Consider the following 20738-nt stretch of genomic DNA (forward strand, 5'->3'; position numbering starts at 1 on the left):
ATGTCCGGAGAAAGAATTCTGCCCATGCCCGACGCGGACAGCAAGCCGTTCTGGCAAGGCTGCCAAGAGCATGAATTGCACTTTCAGCAATGCGCCGCCTGCGGCGAGGTGCGCTGGCCGCCCAGCATCCTCTGCCCCGGCTGCCACTCCCGGGAGACCCGGTGGATCAAGGCCTCCGGTCAGGGCGTGGTCTACACCTTCGCCGTGTACCACCAGGCCTTTCACCCGGCCTTCAAGGGCCGCGTGCCCTACGTGGTGGCGGTGGTGCGCCTGGAAGAGGGGCCCATGTTGCTGACCAACATCGTCGGCTGCCCGCCCGAGGCGGTGGCTTGCGACATGCCGGTCCGGGTGGTTTGGGACGATCTCTCCGAAGAGTACAGCCTGCCCCAGTTCCGGCCGCTGGACTGAGCGCCACCGACTGGAGTTTGCAGCCGGCGGGCAAACGATCAGGCGGTCAGGAACTCCCTGACTGCTTGGGCCCTCTCCGGGCTGGGCTGGAAAATGATGGAGAAGTGGTTGAGCCTATCCAACTCCACCAGACGGGCCTGGGGAAGGTCGCGCAGGAGCCGCGCGGCGGCATCGGGCGGCAGCACCAGCTGGTCGGGCGCCAGCATGCCCTGGCCGGCGCGCAACACCAGCACCGGGCAGCGCACCTGGGAATAGAAGCGGGAGAAGTCCACCTTGTTTAGGTTGGCCCTCTCCTCGGCCACGGTGGCGCTGCTGGTGCCTGACCGAACCCCGCCTGGCACTTTGATGCAGTCATAGCGGTAATAGTTCTCCGTGGCCTGGTTCCAGGGCTGCAGGAAGGGGGCCTGGCGCACCTGGGCCAGCATATCTTCCACAGAGGCATAGACCTGGGCCAGCCGTTCCAGGGAGGGCCCGATGCCCTGGGCCACCTTGCCCCATTGCTCGGGGCTCAAGACCGCGCCGCCGTCCACCAGGATCAGCCGCTCCACGCGCTGGGGCCGAGTGGCGGCGTAGGCCAAGGAGATATAGGCCCCCAGCGAATGCCCCATGAGCACCGCCCGTTCCTGGCCCAAATCGTCGAGCACCCCGTCTAGGTCCGCGCAATGATGCTCCAGGTCGTAGCCGTGCTCGGGCTTGTCCGAGCCGCCCCGGCCCCGCAGGTCCAGGGCCACCAGGCGGCGGCCGCCCGCCAACTCGCGGGCGATGGTTTCCCAGCAGCGGCCGTTGGCGGTGAGGCCGTGCACCGCCACCACCGGCGGCTCGGGGCCCGGCCAGGAATGCAGCTGTATGCCGAGGCCCGCGCCGGAAGCGTGCAGCACTTGGGGGTCGGCCATCTCAGGACTCCCTGGGCGGCGGCATGACCATGGCCTCGCCGGTGACCACCTCCTTGCCGTCCTGGTTGAGGCAGGTGGTTTCCACCCGGATGCGGTTTTTTTCGGGCCAAAGCTCCAGCACCTTCAGACGCATGGTTATGGCGTCGCCGATGAACACCGGGCGCAGGAAACGCACCGTCTGGGACAGGTAAATGGTGCCCGAGCCCGGAAACTGGGTGCCGAACACCCCGGATAGGAACCCGGCGGTGAGCATGCCTTGGGCCACCCGGCGGCCGAAGATGCTCTTGGCCGCGGCCTCGTCGTCAAAGTGGATGGGGTTGTCGTCGTCGGTGGCCTGGGCAAAGGCGGCGATACGCTTCTCGTCCACCTGCACGGTGGTCTCGTAAGTCTGCCCCAGGCTGATCTGGTCTATGCTCAGCGGTTGGTTCATGGGTTTAGTCCTTGTGGGAGCGGTCCATGGGCCCCCATTGGAGCGCCGCGGCCGCGTAGTTGAAGCCGATTCCCGCAGCCGCCAGCCCCACCACGCCGCTGTTGGGCAGCAGGCCCTTCCGGCGGGCCAGGTCCAGGGAAATCAGGGGATCGTTGGTGCCGTGATGGCCCAACTCGTACAAGGGCAGGGATTGCTCTCCCTTCAGGCCCAGGCGGGCCAGCAGACGCGCCCGCAAGGCCGGAGCCAGATGCCGCAGGGCCAGGTAATGGGGCCGCCTACCCGTCAGAGCGCGCTCCACGACTTCGCCCAGCCGCCCCAGAAAGTTATCATCCAGATAGGAGCTGAGCAACTCGGGGTTAAAAGCGGTGAAGCGCATCAGGCGGGAATCAAGGTTGTCCGGGGCAAAGGGAATCTCGGTGCCCCCGCCGGGCACGTAGACCTCGTCGGCCATGGCCGGGTCGCTCTCCACGATCGCCCCGAGCAGGAGGTTGCGCTCCAGGCCGCGCTGGAGGAGCATCGCGCCCCCCGAGGCGGAACAGGCCAGCAGAAAGCGGGTGTACGGGTCGGCATAATCAACCAGGTCGATGTTGCGGGTTCCACCGGCCAGGAGCACCGTGTTGATGGCCGGATCGGCGGTCATCATGTCCCAGGCCACCTTGAGCCCCAGCACGGCGGTGATGCCCTGGCCCACCAGGTCAAAGGCCCAGGCGTTGCGGCAGCCGCACTCCTCCTGCAAGCGGATGGAGGCGGTCTGGGCGATGTAGTCCTTGTATTCCTCGCCGATCCACAGCACCAGATCCACCGTGGCCGGGTCCACATCGCCGGCATCGGTCAGGGCGGCCCGGGCCGCGCGGGCGGCCATGCCCACCGGCTGGTCCTTCGGCCCGGGCAGGGCCTTGGCCACGATGCCCAGTTCACTGAGTTGTTCCCGGCTCAGGCCGGAAAGTTCGGCTATCTCCTCGGCGCCCTGGATTTGGGAGGGGAGGTAGATCCCCAGCCCGGCCAGGCCCACCACAGCGGACGGATCAGGCATGGTCCGCACCCCCGTGCTCCTTTTTGAGGATGAATTTTTGTACCTTGCTGGAGGCGGCGGTGCGCGGCAGCTCGTCGATCACCGCCAGGTACTTGGGCAGCTTGTAGCGTCCCAGGCGAGGCTGCAGGAACTCCAGCAGGCCGGCCAGGTCCAGGCTCTGGCCTTGGCGCAACTCCACCACCGCCTTGGGCACCTCGCCCCACTTGGGGTCCGGCACCCCGATCACCGCCGCGGCATTCACCGCCGGGTGCTCCACCAGGTGCATCTCGATCTCCGCCGGGTAGATGTTGGCTCCGCCGGAGATGATCATGTCTTTTTTGCGGCCCACGATGGAAACGTGACCGTCCGTGTCCATGCGGCCCAGGTCGCCGGTGTGGAACCAGCCTTTCTGGATGGCCTCGGCCGTGGCCTCGGGCTTGTTCCAGTATCCGGCGCTCATGTGCGCGCCGCGCAGCAAAATCTCGCCGTCTTGCCCGGCCTCCACCGGGAGCCCCTGATCATCCACCAGCGAGACGTCCACCCCGGGCATGGCGTTGCCGAAGGTGCCCGGCTTGCCATTGCCCATGAAGTTGTTGGGCCCGATCTCGGTGAGGCCGTAGCCCTCCCAGATGCGCAGGCCCTTCTGCTCCTGGTAGGCGCGGATGAGTTGCAGATCCAGGGCCGCGCCGCCGGAGATGCAAAAGCGCAGAGAGCTGAGGTCCGCCTTGGGAAAGGCCGGCGACTCCAACATCATCTGGTACATGGTGGGCACCCCGAAAAACACGCTGACCCGTTCGCGCTCGATCAACTCCAGCACCTGGTCGGCCTCGAAGCTGGGCACCAGGATGTTGGCCCCCCGGTTCATGAACAGGGGCAGGGTGAAGACGTTCCACCCGGCGGTGTAGTACATGGCCGCGTGCAGGATGGTGCGGTCGCCGGGGCGCAGGCCCCAGCCCAGCACCGTGTTGTGGCCGTTGGCCGCGATGGAACCGTGGGTGAGCACCACCCCCTTGGGCAGGCCGGTGGTGCCCGAGGTGTAGATGATGAGCTGGGGGTCGTCGGGGGCGATCTCCACCGCGGGCAGGGAACCCGAGGGCAGGGCGGCCCAGGCCGAGGGCAGGGACAGTCCGGGGCCGGCTCCGTGGTCGAAACACACCAATTGCTCGATGGCGTGCTTGGCGGCCAGTTCACCGGCCTGCGTCCGGTGGCCGCCGTCGCAGAACAGGGCTTTGGGGGAGCAGTCGTTCAAGTAATAGTCGAACTCGCCCGCGGCCAAGCGGAAGTTCAGGGGCACCAGCACCGCGCCCAGGCGGCTGGCCGCGAAGAACAGGGTGATGATCTCCTCCCGGTTCAGGGAGAGGCAGGCCACCCGGTCGCCCTTGACGATCTTGAGCTCGTTGCCCAGCAGATGGGCCAGGTGATCTATATCCTGGGCCAGTTGCGCGTAGGTGTAGCGCCGGCCGGTCAACTCGCTCACCAGGGCCTCGCGGCCGCCGTCGGCTTGGCCCCAGCGTCCTATCCAGTCGCCGTAGATCATTTGCCGTTCTCCGCCGCGCCCCAGCGCATGAGCACCACGTCCCAGGCGTATCCGATACCCGCCGAAATCATCAGCACCAGGTCGCCGTCCTTGAGCCGCCCTTCCTCCAGGGCCAGCTCCAGGGAGAGAATCTGGTCGTTCTGGCCGTGGTGGCCGAACTCGGCCAGGTAGCGGGTCTGCTCGGGCGCCAGACCCAACTGCTCCATCAGGTAGTCGTGGGCTGAGCGCTTGACCAGCAGGGTGGCCAGGTAGTCCACGTCGCCCCGCGTGTAGCCCGCCTTGGCAAGGGCCCGGTCGATGCACACCAGCCAGTTGCTCAGGCTGAGTTTTTCCAGGCGCTCTTTCATGCCCACCGGGTCCATGACGTCAAGGTATTGCCGACCCGCTGCCAGGCCCTCCAGGGTCATGGGCGCGGCCGAGCCGCCTTCGGGCACGTAAACGTCCCAGGCAAAGGAGCCGTCGCTCATGAAGTGGCTGGAGATGATCTGGTTCTTGGGGCAGGCGCGCTGCACCACGCAGGCGGCACCGCCTGCGGCCAGGTAATACATCCAGCGCACCCGGGGGTTGGGGTAGTGGATGAGATCGGCGTTGCGGTAGGCGCTGGCGATGAGGATGTTGTCGATGCCGTCGTTGGCTCGGATCAAATCCTGGGCCACCTTGAGGGCCACCAGGGTGGTGCCGCAGCGTTGCTGCATGTCAAAGGACCAGGCGTTTTCTATGCCCAACTCCTTTTGCACCTTGGTGCCCACCGGCCAGTTGCGGTACTCCTTGATCTCCTCGCCGGACCAGATCACCAGGTCTATGTCTTGAGGTTTCAGGTTGGAGTAATACAGGGCCTTGCGCGCCGCCTTGAGGCCCATGGCCACGGTGCCGTCCCCCGGGCCGGGCACGTTCTTCTGATACCAGCCCAGCTTGGTGCGGATGATATCGGCCGGGGTGTCGCACTGGGAGGCGATGTAGTCCGCGTCGTGATAGGCGCGGGGGATGTAGGCGGCAAAGCTCAGGATGCCGGCCTCGGCTTTCAGATCAGGCATGGGGACCTCCCAGCTTGGGGGCGGCCTTGCGCCGGGCGGCCATGTCGCGCAGGCTGCCCAGCAGGCCCTTGGGGAAGAACAGCACCACCAGCACGTAGAGGATGCCGAAGTAGAGCACCCAGCGCTCGGACAGGCGCTGCAAGACCTCCCATCCCGGGAACAGGCTGGCCGTAACCTTTTGCAGGTCCGGCAGCCAGGTTTCGGCGATGTTGATGAAGGCCGCGCCCACGATGCCGCCGTAGATGGTGCCCAGGCCGCCCACGATGACCATCAACAGGATGTTGAGCATCAGGGGGATGCCCAGCACCGTGTCGGGGTTCACGTAGTTGAGCCACATGGCGAACAGTCCGCCGCACAGCGCCGAGATGGTGGAGCCGAACACGGTGGAGAGCATGCGGTAGCGGAAGATGCGGTAGCCCAGGGCAGTGGCCCGCTGCTCGTTGTCGCGGATGCCCTTTAGCACCCGGCCGGCCGGGGAGCGCACGAAACGCACTATGCCCACGAACAACAGCACGCTGACGATGAGGATGAAATAGTAGGTGACCAGGCGGCCGTTGAGGGGCACCCCCAGGATGGAGCCGTCGGACCAGTTGACGTTGAAGATGCCCGGCATCTTGAACGACACCCCGTCCTCGCCCTTGGTAAGGCTGGACCACTGGTAGCCCAGGATGTGGGCGAACTCGGCCACCGCCAGGGTCATCATGGCAAAGAATATGGCCTTGACCCGGAGCGAGAAAAAGGCGATCACCACCGCCAGGATCACGGCCAACAACACGGCCAGGCCCAGGCCCATGAGGATGTGGTGGTAGTCGGGGGCCTTGGCGTAGTAGGCCACCAGTCCCACCGCATAGGCTCCTATCCCAAAGAACATGCCGTGGGCAAAGGAGATGATGCCGGTGTAGCCGATGATGATGTCAAAGGAGGCCACGGCCACCGCGAAGATCATGATCTTGGCCACCACGTCCATGACCCGGAAGGACTGGAACAGCAGCGGGCAGAGCACTAGCAACACGAGCAGGAGCAACTGCAACAGGAAAGCGGGCCTGGTGTAGCGGGTGCTCTGCTCGCTCAGGCGCTGGAGTTGGATGGGGGTCAGGCTCTGTTCACTCACCTGCATGAGCCTACTCCTTGCCCAGGAGGCCCCAGGGCCTGATTAGAAGGATTATGGCCATGATCAGGATGTTCACCCCCAAGGACAGCTTGGGCATGAGGAAAGCCACGTAGTTGAAGGCCAGGCCCACCATCATGGCCGAAAGGAAGGAGCCGGTCACCGAGCCCAGGCCCCCGATGATGACCACGATCAGGGCGAAGATGAGGTTCTCCTCGCCCATGGCCGGGTTGATCTCCTCGCGGAAGATGCCCCACATGCTGCCGCCCACCGCCGCCAGGGCGGCGCCCGCGGCGAACACGCCGGTGAAGATGCGATTGATGTTGTAGCCCAGGGTCTGCACCACCTCGCGGTTTTCCACCCCCGCCCGGATGATGATGCCCAGCTTGGTCTTGAGCAGCACGGCCATGACCCCGGCGTAGACCACCGCTCCCACCGCGATGGCCGCCACCCGGAACTTGTTGATCACCACGTCGGCGATGTCGTAGCTGCCCACAAAGGCGGCGGGCACCGGCATGACCTCCTGGTTGGGGCCCCACAGCACCTTGATGATCTCGGCCATGATCATGGCCGCGCCCACGGTGATGAGGATCTGCTTGAGGTGGTCGCCGTAGATCTTTTTGATGATCAGGCGCTCCAGCACCAGGCCCCACAGGCCGCCCACCACCAGCGCCACCCCAAGGGAGATGAGCACGCTGAGCACGCTTTGGCCCAAGGTGCCGGTCTCCACCCAACCCAGGCTGTTGAGCCCCCCCAGCACCGTGAAGCCCACGTAGGCCCCCCAGGCGAAGAAGGCGCCGTGGGCCAGGTTGAGCACGTCCATGAGCCCGAAGATGATGGTGAGCCCCACCGCGGTGAGGAACAGGAGCATGCCCATGGCTATGCCGGCCACGGTGAGCACCAGGTAGGTGGTGGGGTCGATCCAGAGCAGGGGCAGCAGCCAGATGCCGCCGGCCACGGTCCAGAAAGCCGTTTGCCGCATGTCCAAGGAGGGCTTGGCGTTAAGGGCTGAAATTTGGCTGGTCATGGTTTCGCCGCTCCCTCAGGCAATGCCCAGATATTTTTGTTTCAAAGGCCGATCATCCACCAGCGCCTCCATGAGCCCCTGGTGCACCACCCGGCCGTCATCCAGGATGAAGTAGTCGCTGCCCACGTGGGAGGCCATGTGGAAGTTCTGCTCCACCAGGATGATGGTGGTGTGCTCCTTGATGTGGTTGAGCGAGTCGATGAGCTGGTCCACCACGATGGGGGCCAGGCCCTTGGAAGGCTCGTCGATGAGCAGGAGCTTGTGGTCGCCCACAAAGGCCCGGGCGATGGCCAGCATCTGCTTCTGCCCACCGGAGAGCACTCCGGCCTTGGAGCGCCAGAACTTTTTGAGCGCCGGGAACAGCTCGAAGATGGTGTCCATGCGCCGCCAGGAGTCCTCGTTTTCGCTCAGCATGGCCAGGCGGAAGTTTTCCTCCACCGACAGGCTGTAGATCACCGCCTGGTCCTCGGGCACGAAGCCCACCCCGGCCTGGGCCACCTCGTAGGGGCGGGCCTTGGTGATGTCCCGCTCCCCCAGGCGGATGCTCCCCCGGCCCGCCGGGGTAAGGCCCATCACCGTGCGCATGGTGGTGGACTTGCCCGCCCCGTTGCGTCCCAGGAGCACCGTGGCCCGCCCGGGCATGACCGCCATGTCCACCCCTTGCAGGATGTGGTGCTGGGCGATGAAGGTGTGCACGCCCTCCAGGCGCAGGATGGGCTCAGTCATGGGACACCCCCCCGCCCAGGTAGGCCTCCAGCACCTCCTCGTTGCAGGACACGGCCTGGGGCGTGTCGTCGCAGATCAGGCTGCCCTCCTTGAGCACCGCGATGGTGTCCGACAGGGCCATGATCATGTCGAACTTGTGCTCCACCAAGAGAATGGTGCGCTTGCGGGCCTCCTTGATGGCCCGGATCAGCTCCAGAATAGTGGGCACCTCCTCCAGGCTCATGCCCGCGGTGGGCTCGTCCAACAGCAGCACCTGGGGGTCCAGGGCCAGCAGGATAGCGATCTCCAGCTTGCGCTGTTCGCCGTGGGTCAAGGTGGAGGCCTCGGCCGACCAGCGGTCGTCCAAGAGCACCTTGCCCAAATAGTCGTAGGCCTCATCCTCCAGTTGGGGCAGGGAGCGGTAGTGGGTCCAAAAATTGAGCCCCACCCCGGCCCGCGACTGCAGGGCCAGGCGCACGTTTTCCAACACGGTCAGGCTGGGAAACACGTTGGTGAGCTGGAAGGAGCGCCCGATGCCCAGCTTGGTGCGGCGCGGCGCATCCAGGGCGGTAACGTCCCGGCCGTTGAACAGCACCTGTCCGCCCGTGGGGCGGTACTGCCCGCTGATGAGGTTGAACAAGGTGGTCTTGCCCGCCCCGTTGGGTCCGATGATGGACTTCAGGGTGAAAGCCTCCACCTTCAGGTTGACCCGGTTGACGGCCACGTTGCCGCCAAAGCTTATGGTCAGGTCCCTGGTCTCGATTAACGACGGGTTGTCCACGGTCCGATCCCCTCGTCCGCCCGTGGGCGGCGCCTGTGGGCCCCGGCGCTGGGCCGGGGGGTGCGTTTATTGGTCCCCGTGGCGGGCGCCTACAAAGCGCCCGCCACCGGGAGTTATGCTAACGCTTGTTGCGGATGGGGATGTCCATGTCCTTGTAGGTCAGCTCCTTGGTGAGCTCCGGGACACCCCAGGCCAGCTTGGGATCGGCGGTCATCTTGAAGGCGTACATGCTTTGCAGGGCCTGGTGGTCTTCGGGACGGAAGACCATCTCACCCTTGGGAGTCATGAAGTGCATGCCTTCCATGACCTTGATGAGCTTTTCGGTGTCCGTGGAGTTTGCCTTCTTCAGGGCCTCCACCACGGCGATGGCCGCGCTCATGCCGCCGCAGGTAAAGAAGTCGGGCGGGCCGCCGTAGCGCTTCTGATGCTCGGCCTTGAGCCAGTCGTTGATCTTGTTCTTGGGGATGTCGTAGTAGTAGTAGGTGGCGCCGCGCATGCCCACCAGGGGCTTGTAAAGCTTCAGAGCGTCCAGGATGTTGCCGCCCGAGGCCAGCTGAATGCCGTACTTGGAGTCCAGCTTCATGGCGTGGAGCTTGCCCAGGGGGTTGTTGCCGCCCGCCCAGATGACGAACAGGTACTTCTCCTGGCACTTGAGGCCCTTCATGGCCTGGATGATGCGCTGGGCCGGGGCGGTGAAGTCGGTGGTCTTGATGGGCACGTATTCCTCGTGCACCACCTTGGCCCCCGCCTTTTCGGCCGCGGCCTTGTAGGCGGATACGCCGTCACGCCCGAAGGCGTAGTCCTGGGCCAGGGTGGCGATGCACACGCCGGGCTTGGCAATGGCCATGGCGTTGGACACCGCGTCCTGGGAGGAGTTGCGGCCGGTGCGGAAGATGTAGCGGTTCCAGGCCGAGCCGGTGATGGAGTCGGCCACCGCGGGCTCCACGATCAGGATGCGCTTGAACTCCTTGGCCACGGGCAGGCAGGCCAGGGCCACCGCCGAGGAGACCGGGCCCACCGCCAGCACCGCGCCGTCGTCCTTGTAGGCCTCGGTGAGCAGCTGCTTGCCCCGGTCGGGCTTGAGCTGGGTGTCCTTGACGATGATCTTGATGGGCCGGCCCAGCACCTGGTTGGTGCCGCCGGTGGCATACTCGATGCCCATCTGGAAGCCGTTGACCGCCTGCTTGGCGTAGGCCTCCAAGGGGCCGGTGAGCCCGGCCAACTGGGCGATTACGATGGGCTCGGCCGCCCGCGCCGCGGGAGCCGCCACCAAAATGGCGGCCACGGCGAGCAAGGCCAACAGTCCCTTGCCGAAAGATTTCATGTTTCCCTCCTTAGTCCCTGGTTTTCAATGGTCCGAGTTTGTATGACGATCATTCCGGTCCGTGGGCCCCATCCCGCGGCCGGTGTTTCTAGACGCCTTTCTCGCGCAGGGCGTTCTTGAGCACCTTGCCCGCCGCGTTGCGGGGCAGGGCTTCGCAAAACACCACGCTCTTGGGAATCTTGTACTTGGCCAGGCGGCCGGCCAGATGTTCAAGCACCTGCCGCTCGTCCAGCTTGTGCTCCGGCTTGAGCACCACGAAGGCCCGCCCCACCTCACCCCAGCGCTGGTCTGGCAGGCCCACCACCGCGGCCTCGGCCACGGCCTCCAATTCGAATATGGCGTGCTCCACCTCGGCGGGGTAGACGTTCTCGCCGCCGGAGATGAACATGTCCTTCTTGCGGTCCACGATGAACAAGAAGCCTTCCTCGTCCATGCGGGCCAGATCGCCGGTGTGGAACCAGCCGCCGGCAAAGGCCTCCTCGTTGGCCTCGGCGCGGTTCCAGTAGCCGTTCATGATGTTGGGCCCCTTGAGCAAAAGCTCGCCCACCTGCCCCCGGGGCAGTTCCTCTCCCTGGGCGTCGGCCACCCGCACCTGCAAGTGGAACAGGGGGCGGCCGATGCTGCCCGCCTTGGCCAGGGCCTGCTCCTTGGGCAGGGTGGCGATGGAGGGCGCGGCCTCGCTCATGCCGAAGCCCTGCTGCAAGACGATTCCCCGGGCGTGGTATTGCTCCACCAGGGAAGGGGGCAGGGGAGCCCCGCCGCTCATCACCAGGCGCACCTTGGCAAAAGCCTCGGGGTCGAAGCCGGGCGACTGGATGAGGAACAGGAAGATGGCCGGCACCCCGAAAAACAGGCTGATCTTTTCTTGGCGCAGCAGCTCCAGCGTTTGGGCCGGGTCAAAGGTGCGCTGGATCACCACCGTGGCTCCCACGTAGAGCATGGGCAGGGTGAACAGCCCGATGCCGCCGATGTGGAACATGGGTAGCACCAACAGGTCGCGGTCCGCCCCGGTGAACTCCATGTCCACCTGCAGGTTCATGGCGTTCCACAGGCTGTTGGCCTGGGTGAGCACCGCGCCCTTGGGCTTGCCGGTGGTGCCGGCGGTGTACATGATGATGTGGGGCGCCTCGGCGGTTACTGGTTCGGCGGTCTGGGGTTCGTCCCCCGGCTGCGCGGCCAGCAGGGCCTCGTAGGCGTGAGCCCCCAGGGCCTCCTCCTGTCCGACGGCCAGGCAAAAGTCCAGCTCGGCTTGTTGCATGACGCCCTGGGCCAACTCGGCCAAGCCGGGGTCGAAAACCAGGCTATGGGTCTGGCTGTCGCCTAGCTGGAAGCTCAGCTCCGCCGCGGTGAGGCGCCAGTTCAGGGGCACCAGGACCAGGCCCAGCTTGGCGCAGGCCATGATGATCTCTATGAACTCCAGGCGGTTGTAGGAGAGCATGGCCAGGCGGTCGCCGTAGGCCAGGCCCCGGGCCTGCAGGGCGCGGGCCAGGCGGTTGACCCGCTGGTTGAGCTGGGCGTAGCTCAGACGGCGCTCGCCGTCCACCACCGCCTCGCGCTCGGGGCATATCTGGGCCCGCAGGGTGAGCCAGGAGCCGATGCCCCGGAGGGCTTGCTGGTTGGGGCTTGTCTCAGGCATAGAGCTTTTTCATCACCTTTGCCATGTTTTCGGCGAAATTGGCCACGTGCTGCATGCCCTCGGCGTCCTGGTCGGCGTCGTGGGCCCCGCCCGCCCCGGCCATGCCCACGGTCCAATAGGTGGATCCGGGCACGGTGATGCCGTTGATGAAGAACCACAGCAGCAGTTGGGAAAAGGCCAGGTTGTGCCCGGCCCGGCGGGCCACGGTGATGGGGCCGCCCACCTTGCCGGCCAGGAACTTGTTGTTCCAGTGGGCAACGAAGGTGGCTCGGGCCAACAGGGACATCATCTCCGGGGCCACCGAGGACAGGTAGACCGGCGAGCCCAGCACGATGCCCTGGGCCGACTCCATGGCGGCTAGCACCTCGGCGAAGTCGTCCTTTTGGGCGCAGCGTTTTTCCTTGGTGCAGGCATAGCAGCCCAGGCAGGGGTTGATCTTCTTTTCGCGCAGGGCGATCAGTTCGGTCTCCAAGCCGTGCTGCCCCAGAACCTCCAAACAATGCTCCACGTAGCGGCGGGTGTTGCTTTCGACCCGGGGGCTGCCTGTGATGGCCAGCACTTTCAAGATGCGTCCTCCTTGAGCAGGTGCCTGACATCGGCGCTGGTGGTAAGGGCGCCTGATTTTAGTTGCTCGATCATCAGGTCGTGGAACCAACCCCCGGCGTGGCACTGGCTGAAAAGCTCGGCCTCGGCGATCAGGCCTTGTTCCAGGCCGCCCCGGCCGTAGGACTTGACCGCCCGTTTGGCCAGGGAAAGGGCGTATTGCGGCTGGCGCAGGATGGGGGCGAGCACTTGGTCCACGCCCCCGGCCAGCCCGCCGTCGGCCACGCACAGGTGGACCAGGCCCAGGGTCTCGGCCTCGGTTCCGCCATAAAGGCGGCCGGAGAGGATCATCTGCATGGCCCGGCCGCTGCCCACCAGGGCGGGCAGGCGCTGGGTGCCGCCGCCGCCGGGGATGAGCCCTACCTTGACCTCGGGCAGGCCGATGCGGGCCTTGGCCTCGGCCACCCGTAGATCGCAGGCCAGGGCGAACTCGAAGCCACCGCCAAAGCACAGCCCGTTGATGGCCGCCACCAACAGCAGGGGGCTGGCCTCCATGCGGTCCAGCATGGCCTGGAAGCGCCGGGAAAACTGCCGTCCGCCCTCGAGGTCCAGCTGCATCATCTCGATGCCGTCCGCCCCGCCGATGAAGTGAGTGTCGCCCGCGCCGGTGAACACCACCGCCCGGGCCGGACCCTGCTCCAGTTCCTCCAAAAGCTCCAGGAATTCGGCCATGAGCTGGGAGTTGATGGAGTTGCGGTCCTGGGGCCGGTTGAAAGCCACCCACGCCACTTCGCCCTGCTTGACGATGTTCAACAACTGGGTGCTCATACCGGTCTCCCTTCTCAGATGACCAGGCCGCCGTTGGGGCTCAGGACCTGGCCGGTGAAAAAGTCGGCCTGGGGGCCGGCCAGGTAGGCCACCAGGGCGGCCACCTCCGACTCCTCGCCCAGGCGGCCCAGAGGGGTTTTTTTGACGATGTATTCGGCAAAACCCGAGGGCAGCCCCTCAAGCATGGGGGTGCGCACATAGCCGGGGGCGATGACGTTGACCCGGATGTTGTGCTTGGCCGCCTCGGCGGCCAGGGTGCGGGCCAGCATGTTCACCCCGCCCTTGGCAGCGCTGTAGGGCAGGGCCCCGGGGGTGGGGGTAAGCGAGGCCACCGAGGAGAACAGCAGGATGCGCCCCCCGCCGGTCCGCTTCATCCAGCGCACCGCCTCTCGGCTGCAATAGAAGGGCCCGTCCAGGTTGACGGCCATCATGCGCCGCCAGGCCGCGTCGCTCACCTCGTCGATGAACGCGGTGCCGCCCAGGATGGCCGCGGTGTGCACCAGCATGTGCAGGGCCTCGATCTCCTCGCGCAGCTGGGCGAACAGCCCGGCCACCGAGGCCGGGTCGGCCACGTCCACCGCCCAGCCCAGGGAGCCGCCTCCCGCCTGGCTTGCCGTGGCCTGGGCCGCCGCGAGGTCCAGATCGGCCACCATCACCCGCGCTCCGGCCGCGGCCAGGGCCAGGGCCGCGGCCCGGCCCATGCCCGAGCCCCCGCCGACGACCAGGGCGTTTTTAACCTCCGGCGCGATCATCTACATCTCCCGCCCGCGTTCGTAGGCCTGCGCGGGGGCCTGGGTGGGAAAGAAAATCGTGGCCTCGCCGTCCAAACCGGCCAGGACTCCCCGGGCCACCACTTCGGGGGTGTCCATGTGCTCGCGGTATTTGGCCGCCACCGGGGCCAGCTCCCGTGCGCCCTGGGAGCGGTCGAAAAACTCGGTGGCAGTGAGGTGGGGGCAGGCGGCCTTGGCCGTCACCCCGCTGCCTTGCAGATCCTTGGCCAGCCCCCGGGTGAAGCCCACCAGGGCGTGCTTGCTGGCCACGTAGGGAGCCACCTTGACCGAGTGGGCGATGAGCCCGCCGATGGAGGCCAGGTTGAGGATCAGGCCGCTGCGCTGGGCCAACATGCCCGGCAGCGCGGCCTGGGTGAGAAACACGGCGGCGAAGAAGTTGATCTCCATGAGCCGGCGCCAGCATTCCTGGCTGAAACCCCCCAGGTCGCCGTAAGCTCCGATCCCGGCGTTGTTGATCAGCAGGTCGACCCGACCCCAGCGCTCATAAACGGCGGCCAAGAGGGTCTGACGGTCGGTTTCCTGGGTCACGTCCCCGGCCAGCACCAGGCTCTCGCCGGGGCAGGCGGCGGAGATTTGCTCCAGCTTGGGGCGGCGCCGGGCGAACAAGACCACGTGGGCCCCGGCTTGGGAAAGCTCCACGGCCAGAGCCGCTCCGATGCCGGAGCTGGCTCCCGTGACGACCGCCACCTTGTGGTGGAGCTGGGGCATGAAGCTTTCCTTGCGTTTTTATGAAACATGAACCAACTGTCAGAAATACTGCCAAAGCGGAGCTTCGCTTGTCAAGCCCCTAAATGCATAAATTTTTCAGGCGTTGGAACTGAGGCCGAAAAGCACTAGAAATATAGTATCTTCAATGGTTTGTTCAGATACTTTGGCTCCGGGGGCGGAGTTCCAGACCAGCCATTTGAGGCCGATCATGTGGTTGAGGCCCATGAGGCTGCGGGCCAAGAAGGCGGGAGGGAAGGGACGTAGCTCACCCTGGGACACGCCCTGGGCCAGGGTGTCCTGGTAACCGACGGCCAGCTTGCGGTAGTACCAAAGGCCGGTCTCGCGGCCTATGGTCTCGCACTCGGCCACCACCCGGTAGATCTGGCTGTGGTTTTCCAGAAAGCGGAAAAAGGCCACGATGCCTTCCTGCTCTTGCAGGCGGCGGTCGTTCACGCGCTCAGTGGCCTGGCGCAGGTTGTGGCGCAGCTCCCGGGAGAGGTGGCGCACCACCCCCTGCATGAGGTCCTGCTTGCTGTTGAAGTGCACGTAGAAGGTGCCCTGGGCCACCCCGGCCCGGCGGGTTATCTCGGCGATGCTGGCCCCGTGGTAGCCATTTTTACCGATAACTTTCTCTGCTGCCTGGAAAATTGAGTTGCGAGTGGGGTTGGCCTGGGTGTCGTCGTCCGCCCAGGCAAAGGGGGCGCCCAGGGTTTCGGGGAAGGCCGAAACCCCCAGGCGGGAAGGAATTTCCCAAGGCGTGTCCGAGGCAATCCCGCCCAGGAGCAGGTCCGCGGTCATTTGGGTGAGCTCCGCCTGGTTGTAGCGATCCGAATCGGGGCCCCAATCCATGTAGTGGAAAATGGCCATGCCGATAAGGGAGTAGGCCACCACGTTGGGGTCCAGGTGCCGCAGGTGCCCCTGGTTGGCCGCTTGGCGGAAGAAATCGCGGAAATAGCGGGCCATGGACTCGTAGTAGCCGATGGTCAGGATGTCTATCAGCTCAAATTCATTAAGGATACGGTGCAGGGCCTGGTGCTGGGAGCAATGCTCGAGCAAGACCCCGACCCCGGCGTTCAAGCGGGAATAAAAATCCTGCGAGTCGCCCTGGTTCTGGTTAACCTTTTGCCAGAAATCGGCCAGCACCCGGTCCACCAACTCGCGGAAAATTTCCTCTTTGTTGCTGAAATACTGATAAAAAGTTCCCTGGCTCACCCCGCAGCGGCGCCCGATCTCCGACACGCTGGTGGCAAAATAACCGTACTCCTCAAAGGCCAGGCTAGCGCACCCCAGCAATTCGTTGCGGGTACGCAGACCTTTGGCGGTCAGCTTGCGCAGAGGGCGATGGTGTTTACCGGTTGCCATAGTGAATTTTGCCTAATCGGTGAATCAACTGTCAATTAGAACTGTAGCCATGAAAATCATTGTTGACCAGCATAATTGCTCCACTGTCGGAAATTATTATAGCGGTAATGTGGGAAACTGCAAACCTGCGTTTGGTTAAGGCGCAGAAGTTACGCTAAGTTATCCCACTTGAGCTCATCGGAAAACCACGCGGCGCGCCGTCTTTTCTATGAGCTAAAGCAAGAGTTGGAATATTCGTTTAATTGGGGATTGCCGCGTTGGGGGCGCGCAAGCCCTTGGTTCATACGCTGGGTTTTTGGTTTGTGGTATCGTGAAAGTCGGCCCTATAAACAAATCCAAATTTCGAACTGTGGCCCTGCGAGGAAAGGTAATAAAATTGGCGATGGTTCAGTTGGGTTCCAGCAAGGTGGAACCCAACGCTTCCCATCCTCAGGGAGTCCAACCATGAAAAAAACCCTGCCCCTGGCGCGTAAGCAAAACCGGAAAACAGTCATAATTTTCATCTTGGCCTTGCTGATCTTGTCGGCGATTTCGTTTTCTTCCTGGCAGGTGTACCGGACCATCCTGGAATACAACGGCGTGAACCTATCCAACCGGGTGCAGTTGCTCAAACTCATCCTGGAGTCCAAGCATCACCGCGACCCCATAGATTTTGCCAAGGAGGTGCTCAAGGCTTATCAGGCCTCCATAAACCAGGTTCCCGAGGGCGTCGTGGAGAGCGCCATGGTGGGCACCAAGGATGATCGCATAGTGGTGCTGCTTCGGGGACGTGGAGACCCCAACGCCGAGAGGCATCCAAGGCTTTTTTACCTGCTCGACAAGCAGGGCCGGCCCCTTTATCTGCCCCAAGGCCACATTATGCATAGTGTCATGCAGCGCGCCTTGCAGGGCAAAAGCGGGGTGATGGAGGTGAGCACCGTGGAGCGGGGATCTTTTCAGGTGGCCTACGCTCCTCTAACGCTGAACAACATTCATTTGGGCCTGGCCATCGGCACGCCCCTGGAGCCCCTGAAAAAGGCTATGTTGGAGCAGTTTGTTTTCATCCTGCTCATGGGGGTTTTCATCATCGCGGGTGGCGCGTGGCTGTTCCTGCGGCTTAATCCTCTGTTGGCGGAGCTGACCCGCAGCCAAGAAGTGAATATCCAAATGCTTGGCGAGGCCTCCCACTACAAGGACACCGACACCGGCTGGCACGTCGAGCGCATGGCCGAGTACAGCGTGGCCATCGGCAAGGCCATGAACCTGTCCGCCAAGCAGATTATGATGCTGGGCCTGGCCGCGCGCATGCACGACCTGGGCAAGGTGGGCACGCCGGACGACGTACTGAAGAAGCCGGGCAAGCTGGATGAGGACGAATGGGTGATCATGCGGCGTCACTCACAGGTGGGGGCCCAGATAATGGCTGACGGCGACACCCCGCTTTTTGAGATGGCCAAAGCGATCGCCCAGGGGCATCACGAGAAATGGGACGGCTCAGGCTATCCGGACGGCATTGCCGGACAAGACATACCCCTGGTGGCGCGCATCACGGCGGTGGCGGATGTGTTCGACGCCCTGACCATGAAGCGCCCCTACAAAGACCCCTGGCCATTGGAAAAGGCCCTGGCGGTAATCCAGCAGGACGCTGGCAGCCATTTCGACCCGGAGGTGGTGCAGGCCTTTTTGAGCGTGCAAGAGGAGATACTGACGATCAAGGAACGCTGGGAAAAGAAGGAACAGGAGGCCAGCCGGAAGGCTTGAGCCAGGGCGGGCGACGGGTCGTTAAAGAGCAGGAATCCAGCCGGGGAGGACGCCGAGCGAGATGGCCGCCTTGGCGCGAGATAAGAAGAAAGGGCCCAGCCTAAACGGCTGGGCCCTTGATCTTGCGTGGCGGGGACGACGAGACTCGAACTCGCGACCTCCGGCGTGACAGGACACCTGGAAGTACGCACCCCTCCTGTTTTCAGGTACTTAACTGCATAGCAATGCATCAAAATGCAGCATTCTGCATAAAAATGCATGGCGCGCTACGTCAAATCCTACGTCACGCGATCTCATCTGTTGCTGTAGCAAGTGCACTGTTAAAAAATTGTGTGCCGAGCTAAGTGCAGGGTACCTGGCATTATCTTAAATTATGTCTTGCCAGTAAATGTGCATCTTACTTCTACTACACAAAACATCGATCACCTAGAGGATCGTTCCATGGCTGGGGGCTTCCAAGACCCATGACCCAGATCGCAATTGCTGACCTGCTTCCAAAACAATTATTTGGTTCATAGCACAACTTGAATAGGTTACAGGAAAAACCAGTAAATTTAATGCCTCTCTGCCAGTGCTCAGACCTACTGGGTTTTCGTTTAATAAAAAGTTCATAAATTAACTGTTGACAGTGGGAGATTTGTTTTTTATATGATGTCAGACATCAGATAACTACGGAGGCTGTTAATGCCCGACACAGGTGCCCCCTTTAGTCCGATAGGGGATAAAAGCCTTTATCATCAAGTGGTTGATCGTATCCGCATCGCAATTTTTAGGGGCGACCTCAAGCCCGGCGATCAATTGCCGTCTGAGCCAGAATTGGCTCGCCAACTGGCCGTTAGTCGTTCCGCCGTGCGTGAAGCCATCCGGATATTGGAAAGCGCCGGGCTCGTTGCGGTACGACGGGGGCATGGGGGAGGCACCTTTGTACAGGAGCGGGACGTAGCCTCTTTGGTGCCGGTTTTCGCCGATATTCTCAGGCTCTCCCTGGTAGAGGTCAGCGAGCTTACTCGGACCAGGGTGCTACTGGAGTCAGTGGTGATTCAGGAGGCGGGAGCTCTCCTGAAACCGGCCGATGTGGCCCTTCTGCACAAGAATGTCGATGAGGCGGAGCAATTCTATAAACAGGGTGAAGTGGAACTGCGCGTCGCTGCTAACCTGGATTTTCACATGAAATTGGCCCGCGTAGCCGCCAGCCCCGTCTTGGAACTGAACGTAGGCGCGGTGCTCAAACTCCTGTCCTATTATTTGGAAGCGATCCCCCCTACAGCCGAGATGGTGGAAGGCACTCTGGCCGGACACCGGCAACTCATAGAACTGATGGCTACCGGCCAGGTGCTTGAGGCCGTGGCTTTAAACCGACAACACATCGAGACTGTGAGCCGCAAATTGATCCTGTGCGCTGAAGAGGATGCGGACAAGGGACTTCCCGCACGGCATTTGTTCGATGACGGAGGAATTGATGAAAAAGCGGTTTAGTTACTACATGCCCGAAATGGACGGGCTCAGCATACCAGAAATCGAGGCTATGCTGGCCCCACGGCTGCGAGAGCAGCTCAAATACTGCTACGACTCATCACGCTATTACAAAGAAAAGTTTAAACAAGCGGGGGCTGAACTCGGGGACATACAAACCTTTGAAGACCTGCGCAAGTTGCCCGTATTCATGACCAAGGAAGACGAGAGGGCCTGTCAGGAGGAGTCGCGCCAAAAACTGGGGCATACCTTCGGAACCCACCTCTGCGCCCCGGTGGATGAACTTTACCTCACCGGCACCACCTCTGGAACCACAGGAGTGCCGACCTTTACCTATACCTTCACCAAAAACGACCTGGATTTTTTGGCACCTCGTTTAGCGCATCGGTTGGCCCTATGCGGGGTAGGCAAGGGTGACAGAGGATTGTTCTGCTTCACCCTGGGCATCTACGCCACTACCATGACTCTGTGGGGATTGCGCCTATTGGGGGCCTTGCCCATCGATATAGACGCACGGGCGGGAACCGACACTTTCCTAAAGTTCGCCGATTTGACCCGCCCCACTCATCTGGCCTGCACCCCGTCCTTGGCACTTTATCTCATAGAAAAATGCCCCAAGATGCTGGGATATCCCGTCTCCGAACTTAAGTTAAAAGGGCTGTTGACCACTGGTGAGCCCGGCATCGCCAACCCCGCGATAAAAAAGACTCTGGAAGAGTCATACCAATGCCCCAGTTTTGACTATTGGTCCCCGGCTGGCCACGCCCCAGGCATATCCTGTTTGTCCGATGAATATCAGGGCCTACACGCCATCGCCCCGGAAGTATGTACCAGCTATTTTGACCTGATCGACCCAATAAGCGGTGAATCGGTCCCCTTGGAAGATGGGGCCGTGGGCCAGATGGTGCACACCTCTTTGCACCGTGAAGCTTGCCCCCTGGTTAAGTACGCGTATGGGGACGTGGTCAAGATATTTTTGGGAGAGTGCCCCTCTTGCGGATTCAAAGGCATCCGCGCCAAGTTGGTCGGCCGCGCTGACGACATGCTCATCGTAAAAGGGGTAAACGTGTACCCCGCCGCAGTGCGCACAGAAGTAATGAAGTTCAAGCCTCAAGTAACCGGTCAAATGCGTATAGTGCTGGACTCTCCGCCTCCCAGGGTGGAGCCCCCCTTGAAATTGAAAGTCGAATACCAAGGGAATTTGGATCAGCGGGAGCTTGACGCCCTGGCCGAAAAAATAGCCCAGGCAGTGCACGACACCCTGCGTATGCGTCCTAAGGTCATCATGGTTCCGGAGGGAGATTTGCCGAGGCACACCCGGAAAACACCTGTGTTTGAGAAAGCCTATGAATGATGCGCTGTCCTAATTAGCAAGGAGTCCCGATTGACATTCACTCG

20 protein-coding genes are annotated in these 20738 nt (G+C 63.1%); 4 read left to right on the forward strand and 16 right to left on the reverse strand.

Going from position 1 to position 20738, the window contains the following annotated elements; genetic code table 11:
* Nucleotides 1-408 (forward strand): Zn-ribbon domain-containing OB-fold protein, encoded by a 408-nt coding sequence (locus AACH32_RS08670; protein ID WP_338606396.1) that lies wholly within the window; start codon nt 1-3, stop codon nt 406-408.
* A gap of 38 nt (nt 409-446) precedes the next feature.
* On the opposite strand, the gene AACH32_RS08675 is transcribed toward AACH32_RS08670, so the two are convergent.
* The 16 genes from AACH32_RS08675 to AACH32_RS08750 all read right to left on the reverse strand — a co-directional run bounded on the left by AACH32_RS08675 (nt 447) and on the right by AACH32_RS08750 (nt 16127).
* On the reverse strand, nt 447-1301 hold the full coding sequence (locus tag AACH32_RS08675; RefSeq protein ID WP_338606397.1) for an alpha/beta fold hydrolase: 855 nt from the start codon (nt 1299-1301) through the stop codon (nt 447-449).
* Nucleotide 1302: 1 nt separating this feature from the next.
* The gene (locus AACH32_RS08680) at nt 1303-1731 is read right to left on the reverse strand and encodes a MaoC family dehydratase (RefSeq protein ID WP_338606398.1); all 429 of its coding nucleotides are present in this window, start codon (nt 1729-1731) and stop codon (nt 1303-1305) included.
* A gap of 4 nt (nt 1732-1735) precedes the next feature.
* Complete coding sequence (locus tag AACH32_RS08685) at nt 1736-2764, reverse strand: hypothetical protein (protein ID WP_338606399.1); 1029 nt, start codon at nt 2762-2764, stop codon at nt 1736-1738.
* Nucleotides 2757-4280 (reverse strand): class I adenylate-forming enzyme family protein, encoded by a 1524-nt coding sequence (locus AACH32_RS08690; protein ID WP_338606400.1) that lies wholly within the window; start codon nt 4278-4280, stop codon nt 2757-2759. The genes AACH32_RS08685 and AACH32_RS08690 overlap by 8 nt, the downstream gene beginning before the upstream one ends.
* Nucleotides 4277-5314, reverse strand: a complete 1038-nt coding sequence (locus AACH32_RS08695; protein ID WP_338606401.1) for a 3-oxoacyl-ACP synthase — start codon at nt 5312-5314, stop codon at nt 4277-4279. The genes AACH32_RS08690 and AACH32_RS08695 overlap by 4 nt, the downstream gene beginning before the upstream one ends.
* Nucleotides 5307-6431, reverse strand: coding sequence for a branched-chain amino acid ABC transporter permease (locus AACH32_RS08700; protein WP_338606402.1), 1125 nt, complete (start codon nt 6429-6431; stop codon nt 5307-5309). Before AACH32_RS08700 ends, AACH32_RS08695 begins: the two co-directional genes overlap by 8 nt.
* A gap of 4 nt (nt 6432-6435) precedes the next feature.
* Nucleotides 6436-7449, reverse strand: coding sequence for a branched-chain amino acid ABC transporter permease (locus tag AACH32_RS08705; protein ID WP_338606403.1), 1014 nt, complete (start codon nt 7447-7449; stop codon nt 6436-6438).
* Nucleotides 7450-7464: 15 nt separating this feature from the next.
* On the reverse strand, nt 7465-8175 hold the full coding sequence (locus AACH32_RS08710; protein ID WP_338606404.1) for an ABC transporter ATP-binding protein: 711 nt from the start codon (nt 8173-8175) through the stop codon (nt 7465-7467).
* Nucleotides 8168-8935, reverse strand: a complete 768-nt coding sequence (locus AACH32_RS08715) for an ABC transporter ATP-binding protein (RefSeq protein ID WP_338606405.1) — start codon at nt 8933-8935, stop codon at nt 8168-8170. The genes AACH32_RS08710 and AACH32_RS08715 overlap by 8 nt, the downstream gene beginning before the upstream one ends.
* A gap of 118 nt (nt 8936-9053) precedes the next feature.
* Complete coding sequence (locus AACH32_RS08720; protein ID WP_338606406.1) at nt 9054-10259, reverse strand: substrate-binding domain-containing protein; 1206 nt, start codon at nt 10257-10259, stop codon at nt 9054-9056.
* Nucleotides 10260-10347: 88 nt separating this feature from the next.
* Complete coding sequence (gene menE, locus AACH32_RS08725) at nt 10348-11895, reverse strand: o-succinylbenzoate--CoA ligase (protein WP_338606407.1); 1548 nt, start codon at nt 11893-11895, stop codon at nt 10348-10350.
* On the reverse strand, nt 11888-12454 hold the full coding sequence (locus AACH32_RS08730; RefSeq protein ID WP_338606652.1) for a flavodoxin family protein: 567 nt from the start codon (nt 12452-12454) through the stop codon (nt 11888-11890). Before AACH32_RS08730 ends, menE begins: the two co-directional genes overlap by 8 nt.
* 2 nt (nt 12455-12456) lie before the next feature.
* On the reverse strand, nt 12457-13266 hold the full coding sequence (locus AACH32_RS08735; protein WP_338606408.1) for an enoyl-CoA hydratase/isomerase family protein: 810 nt from the start codon (nt 13264-13266) through the stop codon (nt 12457-12459).
* Nucleotides 13267-13280: 14 nt separating this feature from the next.
* Complete coding sequence (locus tag AACH32_RS08740; protein ID WP_338606409.1) at nt 13281-14018, reverse strand: SDR family NAD(P)-dependent oxidoreductase; 738 nt, start codon at nt 14016-14018, stop codon at nt 13281-13283.
* The gene (locus AACH32_RS08745) at nt 14019-14765 is read right to left on the reverse strand and encodes an SDR family NAD(P)-dependent oxidoreductase (protein WP_338606410.1); all 747 of its coding nucleotides are present in this window, start codon (nt 14763-14765) and stop codon (nt 14019-14021) included.
* 96 nt (nt 14766-14861) lie between these two features.
* A complete protein-coding gene (locus AACH32_RS08750; RefSeq protein WP_338606411.1) occupies nt 14862-16127 on the reverse strand; it encodes a TetR/AcrR family transcriptional regulator in 1266 nt (421 codons plus the stop codon).
* Nucleotides 16128-16571: 444 nt separating this feature from the next.
* On the opposite strand from AACH32_RS08750, the gene AACH32_RS08755 reads away from it, so the two are divergent.
* From AACH32_RS08755 to AACH32_RS08765, 3 genes are all read left to right on the forward strand, one after another.
* Nucleotides 16572-17867, forward strand: a complete 1296-nt coding sequence (locus AACH32_RS08755) for an HD-GYP domain-containing protein (protein WP_338606412.1) — start codon at nt 16572-16574, stop codon at nt 17865-17867.
* 684 nt (nt 17868-18551) lie between these two features.
* Nucleotides 18552-19343, forward strand: a complete 792-nt coding sequence (locus AACH32_RS08760; RefSeq protein WP_338606413.1) for a FadR/GntR family transcriptional regulator — start codon at nt 18552-18554, stop codon at nt 19341-19343.
* A complete protein-coding gene (locus AACH32_RS08765) occupies nt 19327-20694 on the forward strand; it encodes a phenylacetate--CoA ligase family protein (RefSeq protein ID WP_338606414.1) in 1368 nt (455 codons plus the stop codon). The genes AACH32_RS08760 and AACH32_RS08765 overlap by 17 nt, the downstream gene beginning before the upstream one ends.
* Nucleotides 20695-20738 lie beyond the last annotated feature (44 nt).

The sequence above is a fragment of the Desulfoferula mesophila genome (assembly GCF_037076455.1).
GTDB lineage: Bacteria > Desulfobacterota > Desulfarculia > Desulfarculales > Desulfarculaceae > Desulfoferula > Desulfoferula mesophila.

What these genes read in the sequence shown, in the direction of transcription:
- AACH32_RS08670 (WP_338606396.1), top strand. Translation starts at nt 1, where the DNA reads ATGTCCGGAGAAAGAATTCTGCCCATGCCCGACGCGGACAGCAAGCCG.
- AACH32_RS08675 (WP_338606397.1), bottom strand. Translation starts at nt 1,301, where the DNA reads ATGGCCGACCCCCAAGTGCTGCACGCTTCCGGCGCGGGCCTCGGCATA.
- AACH32_RS08680 (WP_338606398.1), bottom strand. Translation starts at nt 1,731, where the DNA reads ATGAACCAACCGCTGAGCATAGACCAGATCAGCCTGGGGCAGACTTAC.
- AACH32_RS08685 (WP_338606399.1), bottom strand. Translation starts at nt 2,764, where the DNA reads ATGCCTGATCCGTCCGCTGTGGTGGGCCTGGCCGGGCTGGGGATCTAC.
- AACH32_RS08690 (WP_338606400.1), bottom strand. Translation starts at nt 4,280, where the DNA reads ATGATCTACGGCGACTGGATAGGACGCTGGGGCCAAGCCGACGGCGGC.
- AACH32_RS08695 (WP_338606401.1), bottom strand. Translation starts at nt 5,314, where the DNA reads ATGCCTGATCTGAAAGCCGAGGCCGGCATCCTGAGCTTTGCCGCCTAC.
- AACH32_RS08700 (WP_338606402.1), bottom strand. Translation starts at nt 6,431, where the DNA reads ATGCAGGTGAGTGAACAGAGCCTGACCCCCATCCAACTCCAGCGCCTG.
- AACH32_RS08705 (WP_338606403.1), bottom strand. Translation starts at nt 7,449, where the DNA reads ATGACCAGCCAAATTTCAGCCCTTAACGCCAAGCCCTCCTTGGACATG.
- AACH32_RS08710 (WP_338606404.1), bottom strand. Translation starts at nt 8,175, where the DNA reads ATGACTGAGCCCATCCTGCGCCTGGAGGGCGTGCACACCTTCATCGCC.
- AACH32_RS08720 (WP_338606406.1), bottom strand. Translation starts at nt 10,259, where the DNA reads ATGAAATCTTTCGGCAAGGGACTGTTGGCCTTGCTCGCCGTGGCCGCC.
- menE (WP_338606407.1), bottom strand. Translation starts at nt 11,895, where the DNA reads ATGCCTGAGACAAGCCCCAACCAGCAAGCCCTCCGGGGCATCGGCTCC.
- AACH32_RS08735 (WP_338606408.1), bottom strand. Translation starts at nt 13,266, where the DNA reads ATGAGCACCCAGTTGTTGAACATCGTCAAGCAGGGCGAAGTGGCGTGG.
- AACH32_RS08740 (WP_338606409.1), bottom strand. Translation starts at nt 14,018, where the DNA reads ATGATCGCGCCGGAGGTTAAAAACGCCCTGGTCGTCGGCGGGGGCTCG.
- AACH32_RS08745 (WP_338606410.1), bottom strand. Translation starts at nt 14,765, where the DNA reads ATGCCCCAGCTCCACCACAAGGTGGCGGTCGTCACGGGAGCCAGCTCC.
- AACH32_RS08750 (WP_338606411.1), bottom strand. Translation starts at nt 16,127, where the DNA reads ATGGCAACCGGTAAACACCATCGCCCTCTGCGCAAGCTGACCGCCAAA.
- AACH32_RS08755 (WP_338606412.1), top strand. Translation starts at nt 16,572, where the DNA reads ATGAAAAAAACCCTGCCCCTGGCGCGTAAGCAAAACCGGAAAACAGTC.
- AACH32_RS08760 (WP_338606413.1), top strand. Translation starts at nt 18,552, where the DNA reads ATGCCCGACACAGGTGCCCCCTTTAGTCCGATAGGGGATAAAAGCCTT.
- AACH32_RS08765 (WP_338606414.1), top strand. Translation starts at nt 19,327, where the DNA reads ATGAAAAAGCGGTTTAGTTACTACATGCCCGAAATGGACGGGCTCAGC.